Source organism: Stenotrophomonas sp. JAG2 (genome assembly GCF_041080745.1).
Lineage (GTDB): Bacteria > Pseudomonadota > Gammaproteobacteria > Xanthomonadales > Xanthomonadaceae > Stenotrophomonas > Stenotrophomonas maltophilia_AA.
This window is the reverse complement of the sequence record NZ_JBEUMH010000006.1, coordinates 223,024-247,932: the sequence shown is the minus strand read 5'-3', so window position 1 is coordinate 247,932 and position 24,909 is coordinate 223,024. Positions and strand designations below refer to the sequence as shown.

At 66.8% G+C, this 24,909-nt stretch carries 25 protein-coding genes and 1 pseudogene; 8 read left to right on the top strand and 18 right to left on the bottom strand.

What is annotated here, in order from left to right:
- Window positions 1-26: 26 nt before the first annotated feature.
- From AB9O74_RS10065 to AB9O74_RS10025, 9 genes are all read right to left on the bottom strand, one after another.
- Window positions 27-1,250: an acyl-CoA reductase gene (locus AB9O74_RS10065; RefSeq protein WP_369349210.1), complete on the bottom strand. Its 1,224-nt coding sequence runs from the start codon at window positions 1,248-1,250 to the stop codon at window positions 27-29.
- The gene (locus AB9O74_RS10060; protein ID WP_369349209.1) at window positions 1,247-2,353 is read right to left on the bottom strand and encodes an acyl-protein synthetase; all 1,107 of its coding nucleotides are present in this window, start codon (window positions 2,351-2,353) and stop codon (window positions 1,247-1,249) included. Before AB9O74_RS10060 ends, AB9O74_RS10065 begins: the two co-directional genes overlap by 4 nt.
- Window positions 2,350-3,747, bottom strand: coding sequence for an AMP-binding protein (locus tag AB9O74_RS10055; RefSeq protein WP_369349208.1), 1,398 nt, complete (start codon window positions 3,745-3,747; stop codon window positions 2,350-2,352). The genes AB9O74_RS10060 and AB9O74_RS10055 overlap by 4 nt, the downstream gene beginning before the upstream one ends.
- Window positions 3,748-4,491: an SDR family NAD(P)-dependent oxidoreductase gene (locus AB9O74_RS10050; RefSeq protein WP_369349207.1), complete on the bottom strand. Its 744-nt coding sequence runs from the start codon at window positions 4,489-4,491 to the stop codon at window positions 3,748-3,750.
- Window positions 4,492-4,493: 2 nt separating this feature from the next.
- Window positions 4,494-4,742, bottom strand: a complete 249-nt coding sequence (locus AB9O74_RS10045) for an acyl carrier protein (RefSeq protein WP_193984463.1) — start codon at window positions 4,740-4,742, stop codon at window positions 4,494-4,496.
- The gene (locus tag AB9O74_RS10040) at window positions 4,739-5,497 is read right to left on the bottom strand and encodes a hypothetical protein (RefSeq protein ID WP_369349206.1); all 759 of its coding nucleotides are present in this window, start codon (window positions 5,495-5,497) and stop codon (window positions 4,739-4,741) included. Before AB9O74_RS10040 ends, AB9O74_RS10045 begins: the two co-directional genes overlap by 4 nt.
- Window positions 5,494-6,480, bottom strand: coding sequence for a glycosyltransferase family 2 protein (locus tag AB9O74_RS10035; RefSeq protein ID WP_350463637.1), 987 nt, complete (start codon window positions 6,478-6,480; stop codon window positions 5,494-5,496). Before AB9O74_RS10035 ends, AB9O74_RS10040 begins: the two co-directional genes overlap by 4 nt.
- A gap of 228 nt (window positions 6,481-6,708) precedes the next feature.
- On the bottom strand, window positions 6,709-7,647 hold the full coding sequence (locus AB9O74_RS10030) for an electron transfer flavoprotein subunit alpha/FixB family protein (protein ID WP_369349205.1): 939 nt from the start codon (window positions 7,645-7,647) through the stop codon (window positions 6,709-6,711).
- Entirely contained in the window at window positions 7,647-8,393 is a 747-nt protein-coding gene (locus tag AB9O74_RS10025) for an EtfB protein (protein ID WP_369349204.1), read from the bottom strand. The genes AB9O74_RS10030 and AB9O74_RS10025 overlap by 1 nt, the downstream gene beginning before the upstream one ends.
- Before the next feature lie 261 nt (window positions 8,394-8,654).
- Between AB9O74_RS10025 and rfbB the strand changes: the two genes are divergently transcribed.
- From rfbB to rfbD, 4 genes are read left to right on the top strand one after another with little or no spacing between them, the layout of a single operon-like run.
- Complete coding sequence (rfbB, locus tag AB9O74_RS10020) at window positions 8,655-9,710, top strand: dTDP-glucose 4,6-dehydratase (RefSeq protein ID WP_369349203.1); 1,056 nt, start codon at window positions 8,655-8,657, stop codon at window positions 9,708-9,710.
- 31 nt (window positions 9,711-9,741) lie between these two features.
- Entirely contained in the window at window positions 9,742-10,629 is an 888-nt protein-coding gene (gene rfbA, locus AB9O74_RS10015; RefSeq protein ID WP_369349202.1) for a glucose-1-phosphate thymidylyltransferase RfbA, read from the top strand.
- Entirely contained in the window at window positions 10,626-11,183 is a 558-nt protein-coding gene (gene rfbC, locus AB9O74_RS10010) for a dTDP-4-dehydrorhamnose 3,5-epimerase (RefSeq protein WP_369349201.1), read from the top strand. Before rfbA ends, rfbC begins: the two co-directional genes overlap by 4 nt.
- Window positions 11,180-12,070: a dTDP-4-dehydrorhamnose reductase gene (gene rfbD, locus AB9O74_RS10005; protein WP_369349200.1), complete on the top strand. Its 891-nt coding sequence runs from the start codon at window positions 11,180-11,182 to the stop codon at window positions 12,068-12,070. The genes rfbC and rfbD overlap by 4 nt, the downstream gene beginning before the upstream one ends.
- Window positions 12,071-12,204: 134 nt before the next feature.
- Here the strand turns inward: rfbD and AB9O74_RS10000 are convergent, their stop codons facing one another.
- Both AB9O74_RS10000 and AB9O74_RS09995 read right to left on the bottom strand, forming a co-directional pair.
- Entirely contained in the window at window positions 12,205-13,608 is a 1,404-nt protein-coding gene (locus AB9O74_RS10000) for a mannose-1-phosphate guanylyltransferase/mannose-6-phosphate isomerase (RefSeq protein ID WP_369349199.1), read from the bottom strand.
- 15 nt (window positions 13,609-13,623) lie between these two features.
- Entirely contained in the window at window positions 13,624-14,973 is a 1,350-nt protein-coding gene (locus tag AB9O74_RS09995; RefSeq protein WP_369349198.1) for a phosphomannomutase, read from the bottom strand.
- A 159-nt stretch (window positions 14,974-15,132) separates the two neighbouring features.
- Here AB9O74_RS09995 and AB9O74_RS09990 point away from each other — a divergent pair, with 159 nt between their 5' ends.
- The 3 genes from AB9O74_RS09990 to AB9O74_RS09980 are packed head-to-tail and all read left to right on the top strand — an operon-like array spanning window position 15,133 to window position 17,149.
- Window positions 15,133-15,867: a CoA transferase subunit A gene (locus AB9O74_RS09990; RefSeq protein ID WP_070426573.1), complete on the top strand. Its 735-nt coding sequence runs from the start codon at window positions 15,133-15,135 to the stop codon at window positions 15,865-15,867.
- A 1-nt stretch (window position 15,868) separates the two neighbouring features.
- Window positions 15,869-16,501, top strand: coding sequence for a CoA transferase subunit B (locus AB9O74_RS09985; RefSeq protein WP_369349197.1), 633 nt, complete (start codon window positions 15,869-15,871; stop codon window positions 16,499-16,501).
- Window positions 16,502-16,558: 57 nt separating this feature from the next.
- A complete protein-coding gene (locus AB9O74_RS09980) occupies window positions 16,559-17,149 on the top strand; it encodes an alpha-ketoglutarate-dependent dioxygenase AlkB (RefSeq protein WP_369349196.1) in 591 nt (196 codons plus the stop codon).
- Here AB9O74_RS09980 and AB9O74_RS09975 read toward each other — a convergent pair.
- The 4 genes from AB9O74_RS09975 to AB9O74_RS09960 are packed head-to-tail and all read right to left on the bottom strand — an operon-like array spanning window position 17,127 to window position 20,656.
- Window positions 17,127-17,786, bottom strand: a complete 660-nt coding sequence (locus tag AB9O74_RS09975) for an ABC-type transport auxiliary lipoprotein family protein (RefSeq protein ID WP_369349195.1) — start codon at window positions 17,784-17,786, stop codon at window positions 17,127-17,129. The genes AB9O74_RS09980 and AB9O74_RS09975 overlap by 23 nt on opposite strands.
- On the bottom strand, window positions 17,783-18,709 hold the full coding sequence (locus AB9O74_RS09970) for an MlaD family protein (RefSeq protein ID WP_176991044.1): 927 nt from the start codon (window positions 18,707-18,709) through the stop codon (window positions 17,783-17,785). The genes AB9O74_RS09975 and AB9O74_RS09970 overlap by 4 nt, the downstream gene beginning before the upstream one ends.
- A 3-nt stretch (window positions 18,710-18,712) precedes the next feature.
- Complete coding sequence (locus AB9O74_RS09965) at window positions 18,713-19,540, bottom strand: ABC transporter ATP-binding protein (protein WP_176991045.1); 828 nt, start codon at window positions 19,538-19,540, stop codon at window positions 18,713-18,715.
- Window positions 19,541-19,543: 3 nt separating this feature from the next.
- A complete protein-coding gene (locus AB9O74_RS09960) occupies window positions 19,544-20,656 on the bottom strand; it encodes an ABC transporter permease (RefSeq protein ID WP_176991046.1) in 1,113 nt (370 codons plus the stop codon).
- Between the two features lie 159 nt (window positions 20,657-20,815).
- Between AB9O74_RS09960 and AB9O74_RS09955 the strand changes: the two genes are divergently transcribed.
- Window positions 20,816-22,075, top strand: a complete 1,260-nt coding sequence (locus AB9O74_RS09955; RefSeq protein ID WP_088432072.1) for a threonine/serine exporter ThrE family protein — start codon at window positions 20,816-20,818, stop codon at window positions 22,073-22,075.
- Between the two features lie 90 nt (window positions 22,076-22,165).
- Here the strand turns inward: AB9O74_RS09955 and AB9O74_RS09950 are convergent.
- The 3 genes and pseudogenes from AB9O74_RS09950 to AB9O74_RS09940 all read right to left on the bottom strand — a co-directional run.
- Window positions 22,166-22,540, bottom strand: a pseudogene (locus tag AB9O74_RS09950) (H-NS family nucleoid-associated regulatory protein); the annotation flags it as partial.
- Between the two features lie 154 nt (window positions 22,541-22,694).
- Window positions 22,695-24,386 carry a proline--tRNA ligase gene (locus AB9O74_RS09945; protein WP_369349194.1) on the bottom strand — a complete coding sequence of 564 codons (1,692 nt, stop codon included), beginning with the start codon at window positions 24,384-24,386 and terminating at the stop codon, window positions 22,695-22,697.
- 99 nt (window positions 24,387-24,485) lie between these two features.
- A complete protein-coding gene (locus AB9O74_RS09940) occupies window positions 24,486-24,860 on the bottom strand; it encodes a DUF4124 domain-containing protein (RefSeq protein ID WP_369349193.1) in 375 nt (124 codons plus the stop codon).
- Window positions 24,861-24,909: the final 49 nt, after the last annotated feature.

Genomic DNA, 24,909 nt, shown 5'->3' with positions numbered 1-24,909 from the left:
TGCGATAAAGACGTAGCTCATCGGATTCAGGTCGCCGGCAGGGTGATTTTGCGGGTGAGAACGTCAAGCAGGTCGTTGCCGTCCCATACGGGGTGGAAATCCAATGCCCGTCCGAACGGCACGACCCGGTCCACGGCTCGGTTGCCGAGACCGGACAGGAAGGTGCCCAGGTCCTGCGCAGTGAATCCATGCTGCACCAGGGTCTGGTCCCGGTCATCCAGCTGCGCGGCAAGCTCGTGCAGCGCCTGCAGCTCGACTTCGACGACCAGGCCGTGGCCCGACTGGATCTCCCGGATGTGACCGTCGGCGTGACCGGTCTCCAGGCGGAGCGGATACAGGCCCATCGAGTCCGGACTATGGACGCGATGGCCCAGCGCGGCCAGCAGATTGGCGTCGGTCACGCGCGCCATCAGCGCGGCGGGCTCGTCCTCGATCTGTCCGGCCTGGGCGCGAACGGCAGGCCAGAAGCGTGCCTTGGCCGCCGCGACATCCGCGGCAGTGCCGATCCAGTAGACGCACCGGGGCGACGAGCAGGCCTGCTGGCCGAACCACAGCACGTCATTGCAGAAGCGGCGGGCCAGTTCCTCGATCTCGATGTCGGTGCTGGCGGTCAGTGCGGCCGCACGGACCACCGCAACGCCAAAGCGGTCCGGGAATGCCAGTTCCACCGCGAGGGGCGCGATCGGCAGCGAACGGATCTTGGCGACGGTGGCATCGCCGCCCCAGATGATGCGGGAATGGCAGTGGCGCGAAATCTGGCTGGTGATCGCGTCGTCATGCGGGTACGTCAGCAGCACCGCACGTTCCAGTACCTGGGGATGCAGGCCTTCGCGGTGCATCGCATGCAGGATCGACACCAACGCGTCACGCTGGGTGCTGGGCTTCTGCGACAGGCGCGCCACGTTGGTGTTGCCCGCCAGTACCGACATCAGCCAGGCGTAGGCGAACAGCACATCGACGTTGGCCGGCGCGAGGTGGAAGACGAGCCCGCGTGCCAGGTTCAGTTCCGACGGTCGGCCCGCCAGGCGCTGTGACAGCTGGTTGACCGCGGCACCGCGGAACCAGTGGCCGAGGGTGGCCAGCTCGGGATGCTCGCGCAGCTGCGGGAGGGCGAAGATGCGCTTGGAGAATTCGGCGACGAACTCGCGCAGCGGTGCCGAGAACGGCACCACGGGCGGAAGTGCGGAGAGCCGCGCCAACTCGCTGTCCAGCGTGGCGTGCGGGTGGATCGAAAAGAGCAGAGTCGTCATGCGCCGGGTACCGTCCGAGTGTCGCTGCAGCCGCGGATTTCCACGTTCTTGATACGTCCCAGTACACCGAAGTACTTGCCGGGCCGTCCGCAGGCGCAGTCGTCCTCGCCGTGGATCACACCCAGGTCTTCGGTCAGCAGGCTATGGCCGGGATAGCTTTCCGGCAGCAGGCTCAGCACCTGGATCGCGCCGACGGTGCCATGCGGCACGGGCGCAAGGTCCTGCAGGTCACGCACGATCACGTCGGCATAGGCCGGCGCATGCAGGTGGCCATGTTCGCATTCGAAGAAGATCGACCCCACCTGCTCGACCATGCCGTAGTAGTTGTGCACCCGTTCGATCGCGAACGTGCTCGACAGCGCTGCCTTGTACGCGGCGTTGTCGACCTTCTGCTCGTCCATCTTCTTCCAGCCGCCGCCATGCACGAGCATGCTGCCGGCGGGGAAGCGGATCTGCTTGCCGTCGCGCTGCGCGGCCTGCACGAAGGACTGCCAGACGATGAAGGTGAAGCCGAACAGCAGCACCGGCTCGTCCGGGTGTGCCTGCAGCCAGGCCTCCAGCGCGGCCCAGTCCGGTTGCAGCGATTCATCGAGCAGGTACAGGTGGTCCCGGCCGAAGTTGGAAAAGCCCAGGATGCCGGCCGCGCGCGCATTGAAGCGGCTGCGGTCGCGCAGGAAGCTGTCGTCGTCCACCACCAGCATGCGCATGCGCTTGGCACCGGCGAAGTGCGAGAAGATCCGGGTCAGTGCCCGGGCCTGCGCACGCGCGGTTTCGGCATCCAGGAAGATGCGCGAGACAGCCGCCCCGGTCGTGCCGCTGGAGACCAGGGTGCGCGACACCTGGGCGTCATCGATGCTCTTCAGGTCGAGCAGCTTGAACATGCGTACCGGCAACCACGGCACGGTTTCCAGTGTCTGGGCCGGTGAAGCCGGCCACAGCCCGTCCAGGATGCGCGCGTAGGGCGCGCAATGCGACTGGTGGTGCGCGGTCAGGCGGTTGAGTCCTTCCAGCAGCCAGGCCCGCTTGCGGTCGCGGTCCAGGCCGAATACATCCACGTCCAGCGCGCTGGAAGGGCTGGCCACGGGGGTGGCAGGCAGGGTCACGTTGCTGCTCCTTGTCCGGTCATCTGCCGGAGGCTCTGATAGTCCACCTTGCCGCTGGCCATCAACGGCAAAGCGTCCAGGTGGATCGCGCGGACATGGCCGCCGAAAAGCTTGTAGCGGGCCTGCACCAGCTGGCGGACCTGGGCCTGCTCCGCGATGGCATCGCCATGGCTGAAGGCGACCAGGTCATCGTCACCGCCGGAGCAGACGATCTGCTGCCCGAGCGCAGCCGACAGCATCGCCTCCACCTCGTCCAGGTTCACGCGGTTGCCCGAAATCTTCAGGAAGCGCTTGGCGCGCCCGATGATGTAGTGGAACCCTTCGTCGTCCACCCGAACCAGGTCACCGGTCCGCAGCACACCGTGCATGTCATCGCCGTTGCCCAGGTCCGCGCGTTCGACCGCATACCCCATCATGACGTTCGGCCCGGAATAGACCAGTTCGCCGCTGGCCGCATCGACCTGCATGCGCCCACCGGGGACGGGAATGCCGATGCTGCCGATCTTGTCCAGCAGGCGGTCGGCCGGCACGTAGCTGATGCGGGGCGATGCCTCGGTCTGGCCATACATCACATAGAACGCAACACCATGCTCCTGGCTGGCGGTGGCGAAATACTGGACCAGCTCGTCGCGCAGGCGCCCACCGGCCTGGGTCAGCATCCGCAGGCTCGGCAGCTGCATGCGGGCCAGGCCCATGCGCCGGAGGATCTCGAAGGTGGCAGGCACGCCGGACAGCGAGGTGATCGCATGCGTCCGCGCGGCGTCCCAGAATTCGCGGGTCATCAGGCTGTCGTTGCTCAGCACCACCGATCCGCCACAGGCAAGGTGGCTGTTGAGGATCGACATGCCGAACGAATACGCCAACGGCAGCGTGGTGATCGCACGATCCGACGGCTGCAGCCCGAGGTAGGCGACGATCGCCTCGGCATTGGCGTCCAGGCCACTCCCCGACAGCCGTACGAGCTTGGAAGAGCCGGTGCTGCCGGAGGTGCTCAACAACAACGCGAGATCGGGATGCGGTGCGATCGCGGGCGCAGCGGCCTGGCGCACGTGCAGTGCGAGCACGGTGTCGCGCTGCACGGTCTGGTAGCCATCGGCGGCTTCACCGGTACTGGCGACCCAGTCCGGCTGGTAGTGCTCGACGAGATCGGCGAGCAGGTCCGGATCGATGTCCGGCTGCAGCAGCAACGGCACATGGCCGGTGCGCAGCGCGCCAAGGTAGAGGGCGATCGCTTCGACGCTGGTGGGCATGCACAGCAGACCCATGCCGCGCCCCGCAGGCAGTGCAGCCGCCTGCTGGTCGGACAACCGGGCCAGCGTCGTGAAATCCAGCTGCTGGTCGCCGTCGACGAGGGCGATGCGGGACCCGTGTTGTTCCAGATTCCAGAACGGCATTCAGACCACCATCTGTCCGTCGATGCCGATCACCTGGCCGGTGACATAGCTCGACGCGTCGCCCAGCAGGAAGGACACCAGCGCGGCGACTTCCTGTGGCGTACCGGCACGCCCCATCCCGATCGAGGCCACGCGCTTGGCGTGCGCGGCCTCGGGCATGCCGCGGGTCATGTCGGTGTCGATGAAGCCGGGCGAGACGGCATTGACGCGGATTCCGCGCGGCGCCAGCTCTTTGGATGCCGAGCGCGTCGCGCCGACCAAGGCGGCCTTGCTGGCGGCGTACAGGCTCAGGCCGGCCGCGCCGTTGACGCCCATGATCGAGACCAGATTGACGATGCTGCCCTTGCCGGTGCGTGCCATCAGGCGCGACGCATACTGCATCGCCATCAGCGGCGCCTTGACGTTGACGGCCAGCACCTGGTCGATGTCTTCTGCGCGGATCATGCCAAGCAGGCCCTCATGCAGCACCCCTGCATTGTTGACCAGTCCGTCCAGGCGACCGAAACGGGAAAACACCTGCTTGAACAGCGCGGCAATCGCGTCCGCATCGGTCAGGTCCAGCGCCGTACACAACGGCGCGGGGGCACCAAGCGATTCGACCTCCGCGGCGAGGCTGGCCAACGCCTGCTCGTCGCGCGCCACCAGGACAAGCTGAGCCGGCTGTGCGGCCAGGTGCAGCGCGATCGCCCGTCCGATCCCGCGCGAGGCACCGGTAACCAGGATGACAGGCACGGCGGTGGACATGCTCAGACAGCCGCGCCGTGCTTGCGCAGGATCTCGCGCGCCTTGCCGACCGAGCTCATGTCGATCACTTCGTCCATGTCGATCATCACGCCAAAGGCTTCTTCGAGCGCGGCAACCACGGACATGTGCGCGATGGAATCCCACTGCGGGATGGTCGCGTAGCGCAGATCATCGTTGATGGTGTCCGGGGCGATGCCCAGCACACGGGCGAACACGGCGACAACTTTATCTTCGGTAACGGCATCGTTCATAGAAATTTCCTGAACCCAAACAGGGTGCTGTTGAAATGGAATCCGAGACGGGCATACAGATTGAGGATGCCCGTGTTGGCGGCAGAGACGAGCGTGGTGCACTGCTGGATATCCCGGGCGGCAAGGGATTCCAGTGCGGTGACCCACAGCGGCAGCGCCAGCATCGCGTAGGGCGCGGTGGCGCCGGTCAGCAGCAGTTCGGCACTGCGTTGTTCGGGATTGACGCGCTCGGCGTGGAAGCCAATCGTCCTGCCGCGCGATTCGGCGACCTGGGCAAGCCCGCCGGTGACGAGGTCCTCGACCCAGTTGGCGGTGCGGTTGGCCGCGCGCGCCGGGTCGATGGCCGGATCTTCAAGGAACCTGCCATGGGCGAAATCCGTGGCCGCGATACGGCGAAGCTCCGGGATATCCGCCGCGGTGGCCGGGCGCAGCGTCGGCAACATGCCGCGCGGGACGGTGGGCAGGTGGGCGAAACCACTGCGCGAGACGGTCAGCGAGGTTTCAACGAACTGGTAGCCGTGCTGCAGCAGCGCGGCCTTGGCCACCGGAGACGCCGCATCGATGCGGCCGAACAGGTAATGCACCGATTGGCCGGCGCACCAGTGCTCGAGTTCCGCCAGCAACGGACCGGCCTGGTCGACCGTCGCGATATCCAGCGCAGTGACTTCGGCGGTGACGAAACCCAGCGCCCGCTCATCCCACGGTGTAAGGCGCGCGGCAATGCGGCCCTGGCCGTGATCGAAGACGACGCTCATCGCGCTTCCCGCGCATCGTTCACCGCATCGGCAACGATGTAGTAGGGGCGGCGCTGCACGTTCCGGAAGACCTGGCCCACATACAGCCCGACCACGCCCAGGCAGAACATCACCAGGCCACCGATCAGCCACACCGATCCGATGATCGAGGTGTAGCCGGCGACTTCGATATCCCCGTCCCACCAGCGCAGCAGGCTCATGCCGACCAGTACGAAGGCGACCAGCGAACAGACGATGCCGGTCCCGGCGACCATGCGCAGCGGTTTTTCCGAATAGCCCAGCGCGATGTTCATCGACAGCTTGAGCAGTTTGCGGAGGGTGTAGGACGTTTCGCCGACGGCGCGTGCCTGGTGCTGGACCGGGAGCTTGCCGGTACGGAAGCCGGCCCACTTGACCATCAGGGGGAACGAACGGTCGCGTTCGGGCATCTGGCAGACGGCATCGATCACCTTGCGGTGGAAGATGCCGAAGTTGGCGGTTGTCGGGTCCTGCGGGACGCCGGTAAGCCAGCCCAGCAGGGTGAAGAAACCCCAGGAGGAGAGCCGTTTGAGCGGTTTGTCCTGGCGTTCGATGCGCTGTGCGAAGACCACATCCAGCTGCTCGTCGATCGCCTTGCGGTACAGCGCCGGGATTTCACTGGGCGCATCCTGCAGGTCGCAGTCCATCACCACCGTCCAACGGCCCGTCGCATGCTCGATGCCGGCGGAGATCGCTGAATGCTGGCCGAAATTCCGCGACAGGCGCAGTCCGCGCAACCACGGCCGGGTGCGTGACAGCTCTTCGATGCGGGCCCATGCCCCGTCGGGGCTGGCGTCGTCGACGAGGATCATCTCGAACGACACGGCCATGGACGTCGCCGCAGCCTGTACCTGGTCCACGAGATCTTCCAGGCACCCCTGGCACCCGTAGACCGGTGCCACGACGGAAAGCGCCACGCCGTGAGCCGGGTCGGAGCTGTGGGAGGGAAGGGAAGTGGCGGTCATCTGATCAAGAATCCTTCGGCGCCCAGGCTCGTTGGGGGGTCGGTCGACACAGTCGAACGGCGCTGCGGGCGGCACGGTGCCGCGCTTGATCCTGGCAGTCCGCAGCCCGCACGACGTTCAGCGTCAGCGGTCGGCGATTATAGCTTTACCCGGCGGTCCGGGCTGGAGACGCGCCCGATCCGCGTCTCACACCAGCCAGCGACCGCATGTGCGGTCGCTGGCTGGACCTTACAGAGCCGCTTCCAGCTCGGGCAGCAGGGTGAACAGATCCCCCACCAGCCCGATATCGGCGATCTCGAAGATCGGGGAGTCCGGATCCTTGTTGATCGCGACGATGGTGCCGGCGTCCTTGATGCCGGTCAGGTGCTGGATCGCGCCGCTGATGCCCACGGCCACGTACAGCTCCGGCGAGATGATCTTGCCGGTCTGGCCGACCTGCAGGTCACTCGGCACATAGCCGGCGTCCACGGCGGCGCGCGAGGCACCGACCGCGGCACCGAGCTTGTCGGCGAGCTGGAAGATCACCTTGAAGTTCTCTTCCGAGCCCACGCCACGGCCGCCGGAGACGACACGCTTGGCGCTCTGCAGGTCCGGGCGGTCGGTGGCACCGGCCGCCAGGCCGATGAAGCGGGTGTGGGTCGGCAGGGCCGCATCGACACTGGCCGCTTCCACGCTGGCGCTGCCGCCCTTGGCCGCTTCCGGCCAGGACGCCGCACGCACGGTGGCGACCACGATCTGGTCGGCCGGCACCTCGACGGTGATGATGGCGTTGCCCGCGTAGATCGGGCGCTTGAAGCTGTGGCTGCCTTCCACGGTCATCAGGTCGGAGACCTGGTTGACCCCCAGCAGCGCGGCCACGCACGGCATCAGGTCCTTGCCGAACGTGGTCGAGGGGCCGAACACATGGGTGTAGCCGGCGGCCAGCTGCGCGATCTGCGGGGCCAGCACCTGGGCCAGCGCCTGCGCGTTGGCGGCGTTGGTCACGGTCAGCACCTTGGCCACGCCGGCCAGCTGCGCGGCGTCGGCAGCCACGGCGGCCGGATCGGCGGCCAGCACCAGCACGTCGATGCTGGCGCCGCTGATCGCGGCGGCCGCGCTGACGGTCTTGGCGGTGGCGGCGTTGAGCTTGCCGTCGTGGTGTTCAGCGACAACGAGGATCTTGGTCATTACAGCAACCCCTTCTGCTTGAGTGCGGCGACCAGTTCGGCCGCGTCCTTGACCATCACGCCCTTGCTGCGCTTGACCGGCGCGGCGTACTGGGTGGTCTTGAAGGTATCCGCGGCGTCCACGCCGAGGTCGGCCAGCTGCAGCGTCTCCAGCGGCTTGGCCTTGGCCTTCATGATGTCCGGCAGCTTGATGAAGCGCGGCTCGTTCAGGCGCAGGTCGGTGGTGACCACGGCCGGCAGATCCACTTCCAGCGTCTCCAGGCCGGCATCGACTTCACGGGTGACCGTGGCCTTGCCGTCGGCAATGTCCAGCTTGCTGGCGAAGGTCGCCTGCGGGCGGCCCCACAGCGTGGCCAGCATCTGGCCGGTCTGGTTGGCGTCGTCGTCGATGGCCTGCTTGCCGAGGATGACCAGGTCCGGCTGTTCCTTCTCGATCAGCTTGAGCAGGGTGCGCGCAGCGGTCAGCGGCTGGATGGCCTGGTCGGTCACCACATGGATGGCGCGGTTGGCGCCCATGGCCAGGCCGTTGCGCAGGTGCGCCTGGGCATCGGCCGGTGCGATCGTGGCGACCACGACCTCGGTGGCGATGCCCTTGTCACGCAGGCGCAGCGCTTCTTCGAGGGCGATTTCATCGAACGGGTTGGGAGACAGCTTGACGCCGTCGGTGACCACGCCGGAACCGTCCGGCTTGACCTGAATGCGGACGTTGTAGTCCACCACGCGCTTGTACGCGACGAGGATTTTCATCTGGTGCGGGATCCTTCAATAACGGGGGAACGTCCGGTTCTGTACACAGCAACCGGTTCGGGGGTGGGACCGCGATTCTAACTGGCACAGGGGCACCATGCGAATGCGTATGGTTGTGTTGCAGTGCGGCATGAAATCCACGAAAACCCCCTGTCGTTCACGCTGGGCGGGCAGTCGTGAAGACGGCCGCCATGTATCCTGTTGCGCTGAGCCGGGGCGCCAGCAGGCCCCCTGCACGCACATCGAACAGGAGAACGGGTAGTGCCCACATGGCTTGTCACCGGCGGAGCCGGATTCATTGGCGGTAACTTTGTCCTCGAAGCGGTCGCCAAAGGCGTGCGTGTCATCAACCTGGATGCGCTGACCTACGCGGGCAACCTGAAAACGCTGGCCTCGCTGGACGGCAATCCGGACCATGTGTTCGTCGAAGGTGACATCGGCGACCAGGCGCTCGTCGCCCGCCTGCTGGCCGAACACCGCCCGGACGCCGTGCTGAACTTCGCCGCGGAAAGCCACGTGGACCGCTCCATCGACGGCCCTGGCGCGTTCATCCAGACCAACGTGGTCGGCACCCTGGCGCTGCTCGAAGCGGTGCGCGACTACTGGAAGGCACTGCCGGCCGACAAGGGCCAGGCGTTCCGCTTCCTGCACGTGTCCACCGATGAGGTGTACGGCACCCTCGGCGAGACCGGCAAGTTCAGCGAGACCACCCCGTACGCGCCCAACTCGCCGTACTCGGCGTCCAAGGCGGCCTCGGACCATCTGGTGCGCGCGTTCCACCACACCTACGGGTTGCCGGTGCTGACCACCAACTGCTCCAACAACTACGGCCCGTATCACTTCCCCGAGAAGCTGATCCCGCTGGTGATCGCCAAGGCCCTGGCCGGCGAACCGCTGCCGGTCTATGGCGACGGCAAGCAGGTCCGCGACTGGCTGTTCGTGAGCGATCACTGCGAAGCGATCCGCACCGTGCTGGCCAAGGGCCAGGTCGGCGAGACCTACAACGTCGGCGGCAATTCGGAGAAGCAGAACATCGAGGTGGTACAGGCGATCTGCGCCCTGCTCGATGCGCGTCGCCCGCGTGAGGATGGCCAGCCGCGCGCCAGCCAGATCACCTACGTGACCGATCGCCCCGGCCATGACCGCCGCTATGCGATCGATGCCTCCAAGCTCAAGGACCAGCTGGGCTGGGAGCCGAAGTACACCTTCGAACAGGGCATCGGCTTCACCGTGGACTGGTACCTGGACAACCAGGACTGGGTCAACGGCGTTCTCGACGGCAGCTACCGCCTGCAGCGCATCGGCACCACCGCCTGAGCGCGGTGATCACCAGACAGAGGACAACCGCATGACTCAACGCAAGGGCATCATCCTCGCAGGTGGCTCGGGCACCCGCCTGTATCCGATCACCAAGGGCGTCAGCAAGCAGCTGCTGCCTGTGTACGACAAGCCGATGATCTATTACCCGCTCAGCGTGCTGATGCTGGCCGGGATCCGCGACGTGCTGATCATCAACACGCCGCACGAGCAGGCGCTGTTCCAGAGCCTGCTGGGCGATGGCTCGCAGTGGGGCATGAACATCGCGTACGCCGTGCAGCCCAGCCCGGACGGGCTGGCGCAGGCCTACCTGATCGGCAAGGAGTTCATCGGCGGCAAGCCGAGCTGCCTGGTGCTGGGCGACAACATCTTCCATGGCCACGGCCTGCGCGAAGTGCTGCGCAACGCCGACCAGCGCGACACCGGCGCGACCGTCTTCGGTTACTGGGTCAATGATCCGGAGCGCTATGGCGTGGCGGAGTTCGACACGGCCGGCAAGGTCATCGACCTGGTCGAGAAGCCCGAGAAGCCGCGGTCCAACTATGCCGTCACCGGCCTGTACTTCTACGACGGCAACGCCAGCGATTACGCCGCGGAGCTGAAGCCGTCGCCGCGCGGGGAGCTGGAGATCACCGATCTCAACCAGCGTTACCTGCGCGAGGGCAATCTGCATCTGGAAGCGCTGGGCCGTGGCTATGCGTGGCTGGACACCGGCACGCACCAGTCGCTGCTGGAAGCCTCCAACTTCATCGAGACCATCCAGACCCGCCAGGGCCTGCAGGTCTGCTGTCCGGAAGAAATCGCCTTCGGCCAGGGCTGGATCACCGCCGAACAGCTGGAAGCGCTGGCGGCGCCGTTGATCAAGAACGGCTACGGCCAGTATCTGCACACGCTGGCGCAGCGGGGCATCGTGCCGTGAAAGTGATCGAGACGTCCCTGCAGGGCTGCAAGGTGATTGAACCGGCCGTGTTCGGTGACGAGCGCGGGTTCTTCTACGAAACCTGGAACGCCGAGCGGTTCGCCGAACACGGTCTGCCGACCCGGTTCGTGCAGAGCAACGTGTCGTCGTCGGCCAAGGGCGTCCTGCGCGGGCTGCATTACCAGTGGCCGCGATCGCAGGGCAAGCTGGTCAGCGTGCTGGAGGGCGAGGTCTATGACGTCGCCGTCGACATCCGCCGTGGCTCGCCGACGTTCGGCCGCTGGGAAGCAGTGGTGTTGAGCGCGGACAACAAACGGCAGTTCTGGATTCCGGAGGGCTTCGCCCACGGCTTTGCCGTGCTGTCCGAGCGCGCGCTGTTCAGCTATCTGTGCACGGATACGTACGTCAAGGAAGCCGACGCCGGCATCCGCTGGAATGACGCCGACATCGCCATCGACTGGCCGATCAGCGCGCCGACGCTCTCGGGCAAGGATGACGCTGCGCCGTTCCTGAAGGACATCGCCGAGGATCGCCTGCCGGTGTACCAGCCGTGAGCATTCTGCTGCTGGGGGCCAACGGCCAGCTCGGTCGTGAACTGCAACGCGCGCTGGCTCCGCTGGGCACGATCGTGGCGACCACGCGCAGCGGCGTGCTGCCCGACGGCAGCACGAGCGAGGTGGCCGACTTCGACCAGCCCGGCTCGCTGACCGCACTGCTGGACCGCGTCCGGCCGACGCTGGTGGTCAATGCCGCCGCCTACACCGCAGTGGACCGGGCCGAGGACGACCGCGAGGCGGCTTTCCGTGCGAACGCCGAAGCACCCGGTGTACTGGCGCGCTGGTGCGCACAGGCCGGCGTCCCGCTGGTGCATTACTCCACCGATTACGTCTTCGACGGGCAGGGCACGCGCCCCTATCGCGAGGATGACGCGACGGCGCCGCTGGGCGTGTATGGCGCCAGCAAGCTGGCCGGTGAGGACGCCATCCGTGCGGCCGGTGGGCGGCACCTGATCTTCCGTACGGCGTGGGTGTATGCCTCGCACAGCGCCAATTTCCTGCGCACCATGCTGCGGGTGGGCGCTGATCGTGATGTGCTGCGCGTGGTCGCCGACCAGGTCGGAACGCCTACACCAGCGGCGCTGATTGCCGACGTGACCGTACAGGCGTTGCAGCATGATGGCGCGCTGTCGGGTACCTGGCATCTGACGGCCACCGGTGAGACCAGCTGGCACGGCTTTGCCGAAGCGATCTTTGCCGAGGCGGTAGCGGCAGGCGTACTGCCGCGTGCGCCGAACGTCGAGGCGATCACCACGGCCGAGTACCCGACGCCGGCCCAGCGCCCCGCCTATTCGCATCTGGATGTGACGAAGCTGGAGCGGGACTTCGGCGTAGCGCTGCCAAGCTGGCAGGACGGCCTGAAGCAGGTCATCGCGGACTGCTGACCCGAGGGTAGAGCCACGCCATGCGTGGCTGGCGCGGTGTCAGGATTCCAGGCAGGGCAGCCACGCATGGCGTGGCTCTACCGGCAACAAAAAACCCGGCCTTGGCCGGGTTTTTTCATGGTTCATCCGCGCGCTCAGGTACGACCGTACGTGTCCTCGAACCGCACGATATCGTCCTCGCCCAGATAGCTGCCGGACTGCACTTCGATCAGCTCCAGCGGCAGCTTGCCCGGGTTTTTCAACCGATGGGTCACGCCCAGCGGGATGTAGGTGCTCTGGTTCTCGGTGAGCAGCAGCACTTCTTCGCCGCGGGTCACTTCAGCGGTACCGCTGACCACGATCCAGTGCTCGGCGCGGTGGTGGTGCATCTGCAGGCTCAGCGTCGCACCCGGCTTGACCGTGATGCGCTTGACCTGGAAGCGGGCACCGTTGTCGATCGAGTCGTAGGCGCCCCACGGCCGGTACACCTTGCGGTGCCACGTCGCTTCGGGACGACCCTCGGCCTTGATCCGCGCGACGACCTGCTTGATCTCCTGCATGCGGTCGCTCTTGCCGACCATCACCGCATCATCGGTTTCGACCACGATCACATCGTCCAGGCCGACCAGCGCGATCAGGCGCTCGCCGTAGGCGAAGGTGTTGCGGCAATCAATCGCGATCACGTCGCCGTGGTGCGCGTTGCCTTCTCCATCCTGCTCGGACACATCACGCAGCGCTGTCCACGAGCCCACGTCGTTCCAGCCGGCATCCAGCGGCACGACCACGGCGTCGGCGGTTTTTTCCATGACCGCATAATCGATCGAGTCCGATGGCACGGCGGCGAAGGCTTCTTTGTCCAGGCGGGTGAAATCGTTGTCGCGCCGCGCCTGCTGCCAGGCGGTGCGGCTGCCGGCGAGCATGGCGGGATTGAACTTCTCCAGCTCGGCCAGGAAACGGGACGCCTTGAACAGGAACATGCCGCTGTTCCAGAAATACTCGCCGGACTGCACGTAGGCGCTCGCGGTTTCCGCATCCGGCTTCTCGACGAAACGATCCACGGCACGGACGTCACCGCCGGAGGCTGCCTTGATGTACCCGTAGCCGGTTTCCGGGCCCGTCGGCACGATGCCGAAGGTCACCAGCTTGCCGGACTCGGCAGCCGGAACCGCCCGCAGCACCGCGGCGCGGAATGCGTCCTCGTCGGCGATCACATGGTCCGAGGGCAGCACCAGCAGCAGCGCGTCATCCCCATCCCGGGTCGCCTCCAGCGCGGCCACCGCGATCGCCGGTGCGGTGTTGCGGCCGACCGGCTCCAGCAGGATCGCCTGCGGCTCCACGCCGAGCTGCTGCAGCTGCTCGGCGGCGACGAAGCGGTGCTCCTCGTTGGCGACGATCAGCGGCGCGCGGCCGGCGATCGGTGCCACGCGCTGCCAGGTCGCCTGCAGCATGGTCTGCTCGCCCGACAGCGCGAGGAACTGCTTGGGGTAGGACTCGCGCGACAGCGGCCACAGGCGGGTGCCGGAGCCGCCGGAGAGAATGACGGGAAGAAGGCTCTGCATGGTCGGGGCCTCGCCTCAGGCGTCCTTGAGCAACTGGGAAATTTCATCGGTGCGCGCGCGCAGCAGTGCTGCATCGCCGCGGGTTTCAACATTCAGGCGCAGCAGCGGCTCGGTGTTGGAGCTGCGCAGGTTGAAGCGCCAGTCGCCGAAATCGGCGCTGATGCCGTCGGTGTGGTCCAGCGACGGTGCCTGCGCGGCGTAATGCTCCATCACGCGGGCGACGGAACGCTTGGCGTCGGCCACCTTGAAGTTGATCTCGCCGCTGCACGGGAACTTCTGCATGCGCGCTTCGACCAGATCGGCGAGCGAGCGGCCGGATTCGGACACCAGCGCGGCGATCAGCAGCCACGGGATCATGCCGGAATCGGCGTAGGCGAATTCGCGGAAGTAGTGGTGCGCACTCATCTCGCCGCCGTAGACGGCATTTTCCGAGCGCATCTTTTCCTTGATGAAGGCGTGACCGCTCTTGCACAGCACCGGCAGGCCACCGGCTTCCTCGACCATTTCCACCGTGTTCCAGGTCAGGCGCGGGTCGTGCACGATCTTGCCGCCCGGCTGGCGGGCCAGGATCGCCTGGGCGAGCAGGCCAACCAGGTAATAGCCCTCGATGAAGCGGCCGTTGTGGTCGAAGAAGAAGCAGCGGTCGAAATCGCCATCCCAGGCGATGCCGAAGTCCGCGCCATGCTCGCGCACGGCCTGCGCGGTGAGCTCGCGGTTTTCCGGTAGCAGCGGGTTGGGGATGCCGTTCGGGAAGCTGCCATCGGGCTCGTGGCAGATGCGGATGAACTCCAGCGGCAGGTGCGGGGCGAGCAGATCCACGATCGTGCCGGCGCCGCCGTTGCCGGCATTGACCACCAGCTTCAGCGGCTTGAGCGCCTTCGGTTCGATGTAGCTCAGCAGATGCGCGATGTAGGCGCTCTTGTCCGGATGCGACTGCAGGCCGGCGATCGGCGCGGCGGCGGGCGCCTGGTCGGCTTCGACCGCATCGGAGATCGCGAACAGGCCGGTATCGGAGCTGATCGGCCGGGCCTGCTCCTTGACCAGCTTCATGCCGTTGTAATCCATCGGATTATGGCTGGCGGTGACCATCACGCCACCGGCGGCCTTCAGGTGATCCACCTGGAAATAGACTTCCTCGGTCCCGCACAGGCCGATATCGAGCACTTCACGGCCGGCGCCGCGCAGGCCGGCGGCGAGGGCGTCCTGGAGGGCGCCGCTGGTCAGGCGGACATCGTGGCCGACCACCACCGTGCCGGGCGACAGCTGCGCGGCCAGTGCCACGCCGATACGGCGGGCCAGATCTTCGTTCAGTTCATCCGGAACCCGGCCGCGGATGTCGTACGCCTTGAATGCGGGGAGCGTCATCTATTCAGTCCTTCTGACAGTCAGCGCAGTAGTCTAGCCGCTGCCGTGTATGGGAATCGTTTTCAGCCGGGTGGGCGGGCGGGCAGCGGACGCCAAAGCCGGGGAAAGGCCCGTGCAATGGCTACAATGCCTGCTTCCATCAACGAGGTGAGGGCGTAGATGAGCAAGTCCCCAGACAACGCCGGGCGACGTGGCAAGCAGTACGCCAGTGCGGCCGAGGCGCTGCAAGGTGCAATCGCCGATGGTCAGACCCTGGCGGTTGGCGGGTTCGGCCTGTGCGGTATTCCCGAGGCCCTGATCGCCGCACTGCGCGATACCGGCGCCAAGGATCTGACCGTGATCTCCAACAATGCGGGCGTGGATGGCTTTGGCCTCGGCCAGCTGCTGGCGACCCGGCAGATCCGGAAAATGATCTCGTCCTACGTGGGCGAGAACAAGGAATTCGAACGCCAGTACCTGGCCGGCGAGCTGGAACTGGAGTTCAACCCGCAGGGCACCCTGGCCGAGCGCCTGCGTGCCGGTGGTGCGGGCATCCCGGCCTTCTTCACCGCGACCGGCTACGGCACGGTGGTGGCCGAAGGCAAGGAAACCCGCGAATTCGATGGCAAGCACTACGTGATGGAGACCGCGCTGCGCGCCGACGTCGCGCTGGTCAAGGCGTGGAAGGCCGACGAGGCCGGCAACCTGGTGTTCCGCAAGACCGCGCGCAACTTCAACCCGGCCTGCGCGATGGCCGGCAAGCTGTGCATCGTGGAAGTGGAAGAGGTGGTGCCGGTGGGCAGCATCGATCCGGACCAGGTCCACCTGCCGGGCATCTACGTGCACCGCATCGTGCACAACCCGCATCCCGAGAAGCGTATCGAACAGCGTACCGTGCGCCAGGAGGCGAACTGAGATGGCCTGGACCCGCGATGAAATGGCACAGCGCGCCGCGCGCGAACTGACCGACGGCGCCTACGTGAACCTGGGCATCGGCCTGCCGACCCTGGTCGCCAACCACATTCCCGACGGCGTGGATGTGTGGCTGCAGTCCGAGAATGGCCTGCTCGGCATCGGCCCGTTCCCGACCGAGGCCGAAGTGGATGCCGACCTGATCAATGCCGGCAAGCAGACGGTGACCGCACGCGCGGGCGCCAGCTACTTCGGCAGCCACCACAGCTTCGCGATGATCCGCGGCGGCCACATCAACCTGGCCATCCTCGGCGCGATGCAGGTCACCGACAAGGGCGACCTCGCGAACTGGATGGTGCCGGGCAAGATGGTCAAGGGCATGGGCGGGGCGATGGATCTGGTCGCCGGCGTGCAGCGCGTGGTGGTGCTGATGGAGCACACCGCCAAGAGCGGCGAGCACAAGATTCTGCCCGAGTGCACGCTGCCGCTGACCGGCGTGGGCGTGGTCGATCGGATCATCACCGAGCTGGCCGTGTTCGATGTCACCGACAAGGGGCTGGTGCTGGTCGAGGCGGCCCCGGGCGTGGGCATCGATGAGCTGAAGGAAAAAACCGGCGTGGCCTTCGGCCAGGCCTGATCGCTGGTGCCACCGTGGTGTCCGTCGGACGGGCACCACGCGGCTGCCGAGGATTCCATGGACCTGCACCTGCGCGACGCTGAAGTACGTTGGCACCGCCACTGGCTGCCCCGCGACGCTGCGGACACCCTCCAGCGCACGCTCCGCGACGACGTCCCGTGGGAGGTGCACAGGATCCGCATGTTCGGCCGCCAGGTCGATTCCCCGCGCCTGAGCTGCTGGATGGGCGACCCGGCCGCGCGTTACCGCTATTCCGGCACCGAGTTCGTGCCGCAGCCCTGGCATCCCGCGCTGCTGCCGCTGCGCGATCAGTTGGCTGCCTGCTGTGGCCACGCGTTCAACAGCGTGCTGCTCAACCGCTACCGCGATGGCGATGACGGCATGGGCTGGCACAGCGACAACGAACCCGAACTGGGGCCGGCGCCGGTAATCGCGTCACTGAGCCTGGGCGCGCCGCGGCGGTTCCTGCTGCGCCGTCGGGACGACCATGCGAGGAAGGCCGAGGTGCTGCTCGACCACGGCGATCTGCTGGTGATGGGCGGGCAGACCCAGCGCCATTACCAGCATTCCCTGCCGAAGAGCGCGCGACCGCTGGCCGAGCGCCTGAATCTCACGTTCCGCTGGATTACCGCACCCGGGCAGGGGTGACCGCGCTGCGGGCGTGATCCTGCTCGCCGGTCACCAGCGTCCAGCCCACCACGTTCGTGGTCAGCGTCTGCAGGCCCTGTTCCAGCGCGGCGGTCACCTGGGCGACGTCGGTGCTGCCGACCGGGTTTTCCTGGCGGAACGTACGATCAGCGACGACGCGCTGGTCGATCACGTGGATCAGTTTCGCGTTGACTTCGATCAGCGCGGTCGGCGTGGCCTGGCCACGGTAATCGGCTTCGAAGCGGCGCACGTCCATGGCCAGCTTGTAGTCGGCGCGGATGCCGGTGGTGACCCGGGCCACGCCGTTGATGCGGCCGGAATCCTCGAAGCCACGCACCAGCGCGTCGTCGAGCATGTCGGTGGCCGGCTGTGCCCAGCTCACGCCCTTGTAGACCTCCAGTTCGGAGGGAGTCGGGCGCACGTTGATGCGCGGGCTGTCGACCACGCGCGCGGCACTGGGCTTGACCAGCACCAGCTGCCACTCAACGGTCGGCCAGCCCGGGTCGGCCTGGATGCGGACCACGGGCGAATAGATGGTCACCGCGCTGCGTTCATTGCTGCCCAGCAGCGAACAGCCGCCAAGCGCGGCGATCAGGGCGATCGGCAGCAGAGGCCGGAAGAAGGTCGGGCGGCTCATTTGGGTTCGAACTCCTTGGGTGCGTCGCGGCCGAGCAGATAACGTGCCGGGTTGTTGTCCAGGCGGTCACTGACCCGGCGCAGGTCGCGGATCAGGCCACGCAGCTCGGTCAGGGTCGGGCCGAGCTGGGCCAGGCCATCGTTGGCGAAGCTGTTGATCGCGGCGCGGTTCTCGCCAAGGATCGAGTCGGCATTGCCGGCGGCCGAATCCAGCTTGCTCAGCGTGGTCTCCAGCTTGTCCAGGATCGGCGGCAGCTGCTGCACGAGGTTCTTGTCCAGGCGCTGGATGGTGCCGTTGGTGCTCTTGAGGGTGACATCCAGGCTGCGCGCGGCGTCGCGCGCGCTGAGCAGCAGCGCCTGGGTGCCCTGGTCACGGTCGGCCAGGCCGCCGCTGATCGTTTCCAGGTTGGCCAGGGTCGCATTGATGCTGGCCACGTTGCGGTCGCTGAGCACCTGGTCCATGCGCTCGACGATGCGGTTGGCCACGTCGGTGATGTTCTGCAGCGCCGACGGCGTGGTCGGGATGATCGGGGCCGGATCCTTGTTGACCGCGGTCAGCGCGGCGGACTGCGGCGTGCCGCCACTGAGCTGGATGATCGACGGGCCGGTCAGGCTGGTGATCGCCAGTTTGGCGCGGGTGTCGGTCTTGACCGGCGTATTGGAGTTCAGCCGGATCCGCGCGACCACCTGGCGCGGATCGTCCGGGACCAGGTTCAACTCGGTGATCGAGCCGACCGCGATGCCGTTGTACTGCACCGGGCTGCCGACCGACAGGCCGGTGACGGCCTCGCGGAACACCACGCGGTATTCCGTCCAGGTGCGGTCGGAGGAGTACTTGGCGGCCCACAGCCCGAAGGCCAGCAGCGCCAGGCCCACTATCAGGGTGAAGGCGCCGATCAGGACGTAATTGGCTTTGGTTTCCATGGCTTACTCGCTCTCGTGCTTTGCATCGCGCGCAGCACGCGCGCGCGGTCCGTGGAAGTACTCCTGGATCCACGGGTGGTCCAGTTGTTCGATCTCGTGCAGCGGGGCGTTGGCGATGACCTTCTTGTCGGCCAGCACCGCCACCCGGTCACAGATCGCATACAGGGTGTCCAGATCGTGTGTGATCAGGAAGACAGTGAGGCCCAGCGCTTCCTGCAGGGTCTTGATGAGGCGGTCGAACGCGGCCGCGCCGATCGGGTCCAGCCCGGCCGTGGGCTCGTCCAGGAACAGCAGCGGCGGGTCCAGCGCCAGCGCGCGGGCCAGGCCGGCGCGCTTGCGCATGCCGCCGGACAGCTGCGAGGGTAGCTTGTTGATCGCATCGGCGGGCAGGCCGGCCAGCTTCACCTTGAGCAGGGCCAGCTCGTAATGCCAGCGCTCGGGCAGTTCGCCGTGATGTTCCTTCAGCGGCACCTGCACGTTCTCGCCCACGGTCAGCGAGGAGAACAGCGCGCCATCCTGGAACAGCACGCCGGTGTTGCGTTCGATATGCAGCCGGTTGGCCGGATCGCTGGAGCGGGCGTCGACGCCGAGCACCTCGATCTGGCCATCGTCCGGCGTGCGCAGGCCGAGGATGCTGCGCATCAGCACCGACTTGCCGGTGCCCGAGCCGCCGACCACGCCGAGGATCTCGCCGCGGCGCACGTCCAGGTCCAGTCCGTCGTGCACGACCTGCGTGCCGAAACGGTTGGTCAGCCCACGCACGCGGATCAGCAGTTCGCCGTCGTCGGTGGCGGCGTCGCGGTCAGGGGCCGGGGCGGTATCGGTGTTCATCGGTTACCAGCCCATCTTCATGAACCAGAGCGCGGCGAACGCGTCGAGGATGATCACCAGCGAAATCGCCTGCACCACGCTGGAGGTCGTGCGCTCGCCGACCGACTGCGCGGTGCCTTCGACCTTGAGGCCTTCCAGGCAGCCGATCAGGCCGATCACCAGCGCGAACACCGGCGCCTTGGACAGGCCGACCAGCATGTTGCGCACTTCCATGGTGTCGTGCATCCGCGCGATGTACATCTGCGGCGGGATATCCAGATCGAACGCGCCCACGGTGATGCCACCTGCCAGGCCGGCGATCATCGCGATGAAGGTCAGCAGCGGCAGGGTGATCAGCAGCGCGATCAAACGCGGCAATACCAGCAGGTCGACCGGGTCCAGGCCCAGAGTCTTCATTGCGTCGATTTCTTCGCGGGCCTTCATCGCACCGATCTGCGCGGTGAACGCACTGGCGGTACGGCCGGCCAGCACGATCGCGGTCAACAGCACCGCGAACTCGCGCAGGAAGGCGATGCTGACCAGTTCGACCACGTAGATCTCCGCGCCGAAGTCGCGCAGGATCGTCGAGCCGAGGAACGCGATCACCGCACCCACCAGATACGACAGCAGCGCCACCAGCGGTACCGCATCCAGGCCGACCTGTTCCATCTGGGCGACCGTGGCGGTCAGGCGGAAGCGGCGCGGCTCCTTGATCAGGCGCCCGCCCTTGACCAGGTTCTCGCCGAGGAAACTGGCCAGCGCCACGATGTTGTGGCCCATGCCGTGCACGCTGACACCGAGCCGCTCCAATGCGGCCAGCACGCCGAAGTCGCGCTTGGCCTTGGGCCGGTCGTCGGCGACTTCCTCGATGGTCGAGACCAGCGCGCGATGCTCCTCGCGGAACGTCACGGCGTCTTCGCCCAGGTCGGCGCGGTGCGCGACACGCAGCAGCTGCAGTACGCCGGCCGAGTCGAGCAGGGTGATCCCGCTGGCATCCAGACCGGTCACTTTTTCCGGAAGGCCGCGCAGCACTTCGGCCGCGTCCAGCGCGGTGCGCAATGTCCAATGGCCAGACAACCGGATCAGGCCGGGTTCCTGGGCATCCTGCTCGAGATGGGGGGCTTGGTCTGAGGTCATGTAGGCGTCCTGCGCGCAGCATAACCTGTCCGGGTGCATGGCTCGCGTATGCGCCGACCGGGCTGAACGCGTCGGTCGGCAAGGCCCCGGCCTGCACACCGCGGCACGATGACGCCGGGATTCTTCAGGCCGGGGCGTGTTCGGGTAATACTACGGCGCATGTCTGCCGACGCCCCCACCATCGTTGCACCACCGGCCACCTACGCACAGCGCGTGGCATTCGTTTCGGAAATGGCCGGGCGCCTGCACAGCTATGGCACCACCGCGCAGCGGCTGGAAGCGGCCGTGGTCGCGCTGGCGCAGCGCCTGGACCTGGATTGCGAGCCGTGGTCGAACCCGACCGGGCTGATCCTGAGTTTCAGCGATCCGACCAAGGCGATCGGTTCCTCCGACATCACCCGTGTGATCCGGCTGGCACCGGGCGAGAACGACCTGCACAAACTCAGCATCGCCGACCAGATCACCGACGCGGTCGCCAACGGCACCATGAGCATCGCGCAGGGCCATACCGCGCTGCGCCAGCTGGACAAGGATCCGGGCCGCTGGGGCAAGATCCGCACCATTCTTTCCTACAGCCTGGGCGCGGCGGGCGTGGCCGGCCTGTGGAAACTGCCGTGGCTGGATATCGCCACCGCCGGGGTGATCGGCCTGCTGATCGGCGTCATGGGCATGTACACCGATCGCCGCCCGGCCACGCGCGAAGCCAATGAGGCATTGGCGGCGCTGCTGGCCGGCTCGGTGGCGACGCTGGTGGCCTCCTTCATCGGGGCGCTCAATCTCAATACGGTGATCATCGCCTCGCTGGTGGTGCTGCTGCCCGGGATGTCGCTGACCAATGCGGTCAACGAGCTGGCCAGCCAGCACTGGGTTTCGGGCACGGCGCGGTTTGCCGGTGCGGTGACCACGATCCTGAAACTGACGGTGGGCGCGGTGATCGCGGTGACGCTGTCGGGCATCGTGGGGCTGGAACCGCTGGTGCGTGCCTCGCGGCCGCAGGCCGACTGGGTCGAATGGGGCGCGCTGCTGCTGGCCGCGTTCGCCTTCGCGATGTTGTTCAAGGCCAACCGTCGTGATTTCCCGTGGGTGATGGCCGCGGCGGTCGCCGGCTATGCGATCTCCAAATTCGCGGGCCAGGCCTGGGGCATCCCGGCCGGCATTTTCATGTCGGCGATGCTGCTGACCGCCGCCGGCAATCTGTTCGGTCGGCTGGCACAGCGCCCGGGCGCGATCATCCGGCTTCCCGGCATCATCATGCTGGTGCCCGGCAGCACAAGCCTGCGCGGTGTGCTGACGCTGGTCCAGCAGCAGGACATGAGCGCCGGCCAGACCGTGCTGATGACGGTGCTCAACGTGGTGATGGCGCTGGTGGCCGGCCTGCTGTTCGGCAATCTGCTGATTCCGGCGCGCAAGAATCTCTGACCGTCCCGGTCGATGCACGCCCGGCCGGCGGAAACGAAAACGCCGGCGCGAGGCCGGCGTTTCCCTGTGCAGCAGTTACTGACCGGCTTACTTCTTGATCAGGAACTCTTCGACCTTCTTGCCCTTGGCGGTATGCGCGGCCAGCCAACGCGGCTGCTTGCCACGGCCGGTCCAGGTTTCCTTCGGGTTGGCCGGATTGCGGTACTTCGGGGCAACCTTGCCGAGCTTGCGCACGGCCTTGGCCGGGGCCTTGGTGGCCTTGCCCGCGGTGCGGCCACGTGCGGCCGGTGCGGCGCCGCCGAACAGTTCTTCCACCGAATAGCCTTGGGCCTTGGCCAGCTTGGTCAGCTGTGCGCGGACCTTGCTGATCGCCGGACGCTTGGCGACGATGGTCTGCTGCTTCTTGGCGTTCTTGATCAGCGCGCCCAGCTCTTTGGCGGACAGGCCGCTCAGGTCAATGCTCATCTACTACTCCGCAATATATTAAGGACAGGGTGAGCCGGTCCTTGGCATCGGAAACAGCATACATTCTCTTTTGCGCAATACACAAACAAACCGGAGATATTGAAACCGGGTCCACCATTGAAAAAGGCCGGGTTACTCACCCGGCCTTTTGTCATTACTTCGTCAATTTCGCCAGCAGCGCGTCCTTGTCGAGGACCTCCGCTTCGGCCGCGCTGCGCGCGCGGTACTCGAAGGTGCCGGCGGCGACGCCGCGTTCGGAGACCACGATCCGGTGCGGCACGCCGATCAGTTCCATGTCGGCGAACATCGCGCCCGGGCGCAGGCCGCGGTCATCCAGCGCCACGTCCAGGCCGGCGGCCTGCAGCTGCGTCAGCAGCTCCGCGGCGGTGGCCGACACGGTCTCGTCCTGCTTGGGGTTGATCATGCAGACCACGACCTGCCACGGCGCCATCGCGTCCGGCCAGATAATGCCGGCGTCGTCGTGATTCTGCTCGATCGCCGCCGCGACGATGCGCGAAATGCCGATGCCGTAGCAGCCCATCGCCAATACCGCGGCCTTGCCGTTCTCGTCGAGGACGGTCGCATTCAACGCCTGCGCATACTGGCGGCCGAGCTGGAACACGTGGCCGACTTCGATGCCGCGCGCGACCTTCAGTTCACCGCCATCGGCGGCACGATCGCCGGCCTTGGCGTTGCGGATGTCCGCCACTTCCGGCTCGGGCAGGTCACGGCCCCAGTTGACGCCGGCGATGTGGAAACCGGCTTCGTTGGCGCCGACGACGAAATCGGCCAGTGCGGCGACCTCGCGGTCGGCCACGATGCGGATCGGCTGGGCCGCGTTGAGCGGGCCGAGGAAGCCGGGCTGGCTGCCCAGGTGCGTGGCGATTTCCGCCTCGCTGGCCATGCGGTAGCCCTGCAGGCCTTCGACCTTGCCGAGTTTGATTTCATTGACGTCGTGATCGCCGCGCACCAGCGCCAGCACGAAACCGGCCTCGCTCATGATCGCGATCGATTTGACCGTGCGTTCCAGGCCCAGCCCGAGCAGGGCGGCCACGGCTTCGCAGGTCTTCTGCGTGGGCGTCTCGACCTTGCGCAGCGTTTCGCTGGCGGCCGGACGCTCGCCGGGCGTGGCGGCGATGGCCGCTTCCATGTTGGCCGCATAGTCCGAGCCGGTGGAAAACACCAGCGCGTCTTCGCCCGACTCGGCGATCACGTGGAATTCCTGCGAGGCATCGCCGCCGATCGCGCCCGAGTCGGCCTGCACCATGCGGAAGTCCAGGCCCAGGCGGGTGAAGATGCGGCTGTAGGCCGCCTTCATGTTTTCGTATTCGCGCACCAGGCATTCATCATGCAGGTGGAAGGAATATGCATCCTTCATCAGGAATTCGCGCGAGCGCATCACGCCGAAACGCGGGCGGATCTCATCGCGGAACTTGGTCTGGATCTGGAAGAAATTGACCGGCAGCTGCTTGTAGCTGGACAGCTCCTGGCGCGCGAAATCGGCGGCGGCCTCTTCGGCGGTCGGGCTGTAGCAGAACACCTGCTCCTTGCGATCCTTGATCTTCAGCAGCTGCGGCCCGAACTTTTCCCAGCGGCCGGTGGCTTCCCACAGTTCCTTGGGCTGGATGGTCGGAATCTGGAATTCCACCGCACCGGCACGCTCCATTTCCTCACGCACGATGCGCTCGACCTTGCGCAGCACGCGCAGGCCCAGCGGCGACCAGGTGTACAGCCCCGAGGCCAGCTTGCGGATCATGCCCGCGCGCAGCATCAAGCGGTGGCTGGTCAGCTCCGCGTCGCTGGGGGTTTCCTTGGTGGTGTGCAGGTGGAACTGGGAGAGGCGCATCGTCGGCTTCGCTGAACGGCAGAAGCCGATATTCTGCCAGTCCGGCCGCCACGATGGGGGTTGCCGGTGGTTTTGGCCCCGCCCGGCGGGGCCGGCGGCTCAGGCCTTGGGCGTGCAGTAGGCCTGGATGGCGGTCTCGGCCAGGGTCTTCTGGGCGCTGCGCTGCGCGTCGGTCAGCGTGGTATCGGCCTTGCCGTCGCCATCGGTGTCCTGCATGACTTTGCCCGGCCCGTCGAGCAGGGCAAGGTTGCCGCGGGCGTCGGTGCAGGCCTTGTTCTCGGCCGGGGCGGCCGCCGCCGTGCGTGGGACGGGGTCCCGGTTCTCGACCTGGCGGGCCTCGTATTTCTGCCCCGTCGGCGGCTTCTCCGAATACTGGGTGACGCCGTTGCCGTCTTTCCACTTATAGACGTTGCCGGCGCTGGCCGTGGCGCTGGCGAGCAGCAGCAGGGCGCTGAGACGGGACAGGGCACGCATGGCAACTCCGGGAACGGGACAGAGCCGCGATTGCAGCACCCCGGGCCGG

Excerpts from the sequence above, each read along its gene's own strand:
- AB9O74_RS09945 (WP_369349194.1), bottom strand. The coding sequence starts at position 24,386 with ATGCGCCTCTCCCAGTTCCACCTGCACACCACCAAGGAAACCCCCAGC.
- AB9O74_RS09985 (WP_369349197.1), top strand. The coding sequence starts at position 15,869 with ATGGCCTGGACCCGCGATGAAATGGCACAGCGCGCCGCGCGCGAACTG.
- AB9O74_RS10000 (WP_369349199.1), bottom strand. The coding sequence starts at position 13,608 with ATGCAGAGCCTTCTTCCCGTCATTCTCTCCGGCGGCTCCGGCACCCGC.
- AB9O74_RS09940 (WP_369349193.1), bottom strand. The coding sequence starts at position 24,860 with ATGCGTGCCCTGTCCCGTCTCAGCGCCCTGCTGCTGCTCGCCAGCGCC.
- AB9O74_RS09965 (WP_176991045.1), bottom strand. The coding sequence starts at position 19,540 with ATGAACACCGATACCGCCCCGGCCCCTGACCGCGACGCCGCCACCGAC.
- AB9O74_RS09990 (WP_070426573.1), top strand. The coding sequence starts at position 15,133 with ATGAGCAAGTCCCCAGACAACGCCGGGCGACGTGGCAAGCAGTACGCC.
- AB9O74_RS09975 (WP_369349195.1), bottom strand. The coding sequence starts at position 17,786 with ATGAGCCGCCCGACCTTCTTCCGGCCTCTGCTGCCGATCGCCCTGATC.
- AB9O74_RS10025 (WP_369349204.1), bottom strand. The coding sequence starts at position 8,393 with ATGAAAATCCTCGTCGCGTACAAGCGCGTGGTGGACTACAACGTCCGC.
- AB9O74_RS10035 (WP_350463637.1), bottom strand. The coding sequence starts at position 6,480 with ATGACCGCCACTTCCCTTCCCTCCCACAGCTCCGACCCGGCTCACGGC.
- AB9O74_RS10065 (WP_369349210.1), bottom strand. The coding sequence starts at position 1,250 with ATGACGACTCTGCTCTTTTCGATCCACCCGCACGCCACGCTGGACAGC.
- rfbA (WP_369349202.1), top strand. The coding sequence starts at position 9,742 with ATGACTCAACGCAAGGGCATCATCCTCGCAGGTGGCTCGGGCACCCGC.
- AB9O74_RS09980 (WP_369349196.1), top strand. The coding sequence starts at position 16,559 with ATGGACCTGCACCTGCGCGACGCTGAAGTACGTTGGCACCGCCACTGG.
- AB9O74_RS09955 (WP_088432072.1), top strand. The coding sequence starts at position 20,816 with ATGTCTGCCGACGCCCCCACCATCGTTGCACCACCGGCCACCTACGCA.
- AB9O74_RS09960 (WP_176991046.1), bottom strand. The coding sequence starts at position 20,656 with ATGACCTCAGACCAAGCCCCCCATCTCGAGCAGGATGCCCAGGAACCC.
- AB9O74_RS10030 (WP_369349205.1), bottom strand. The coding sequence starts at position 7,647 with ATGACCAAGATCCTCGTTGTCGCTGAACACCACGACGGCAAGCTCAAC.
- AB9O74_RS09970 (WP_176991044.1), bottom strand. The coding sequence starts at position 18,709 with ATGGAAACCAAAGCCAATTACGTCCTGATCGGCGCCTTCACCCTGATA.
- AB9O74_RS10040 (WP_369349206.1), bottom strand. The coding sequence starts at position 5,497 with ATGAGCGTCGTCTTCGATCACGGCCAGGGCCGCATTGCCGCGCGCCTT.
- AB9O74_RS10050 (WP_369349207.1), bottom strand. The coding sequence starts at position 4,491 with ATGTCCACCGCCGTGCCTGTCATCCTGGTTACCGGTGCCTCGCGCGGG.
- AB9O74_RS10055 (WP_369349208.1), bottom strand. The coding sequence starts at position 3,747 with ATGCCGTTCTGGAATCTGGAACAACACGGGTCCCGCATCGCCCTCGTC.
- AB9O74_RS09995 (WP_369349198.1), bottom strand. The coding sequence starts at position 14,973 with ATGACGCTCCCCGCATTCAAGGCGTACGACATCCGCGGCCGGGTTCCG.
- AB9O74_RS10045 (WP_193984463.1), bottom strand. The coding sequence starts at position 4,742 with ATGAACGATGCCGTTACCGAAGATAAAGTTGTCGCCGTGTTCGCCCGT.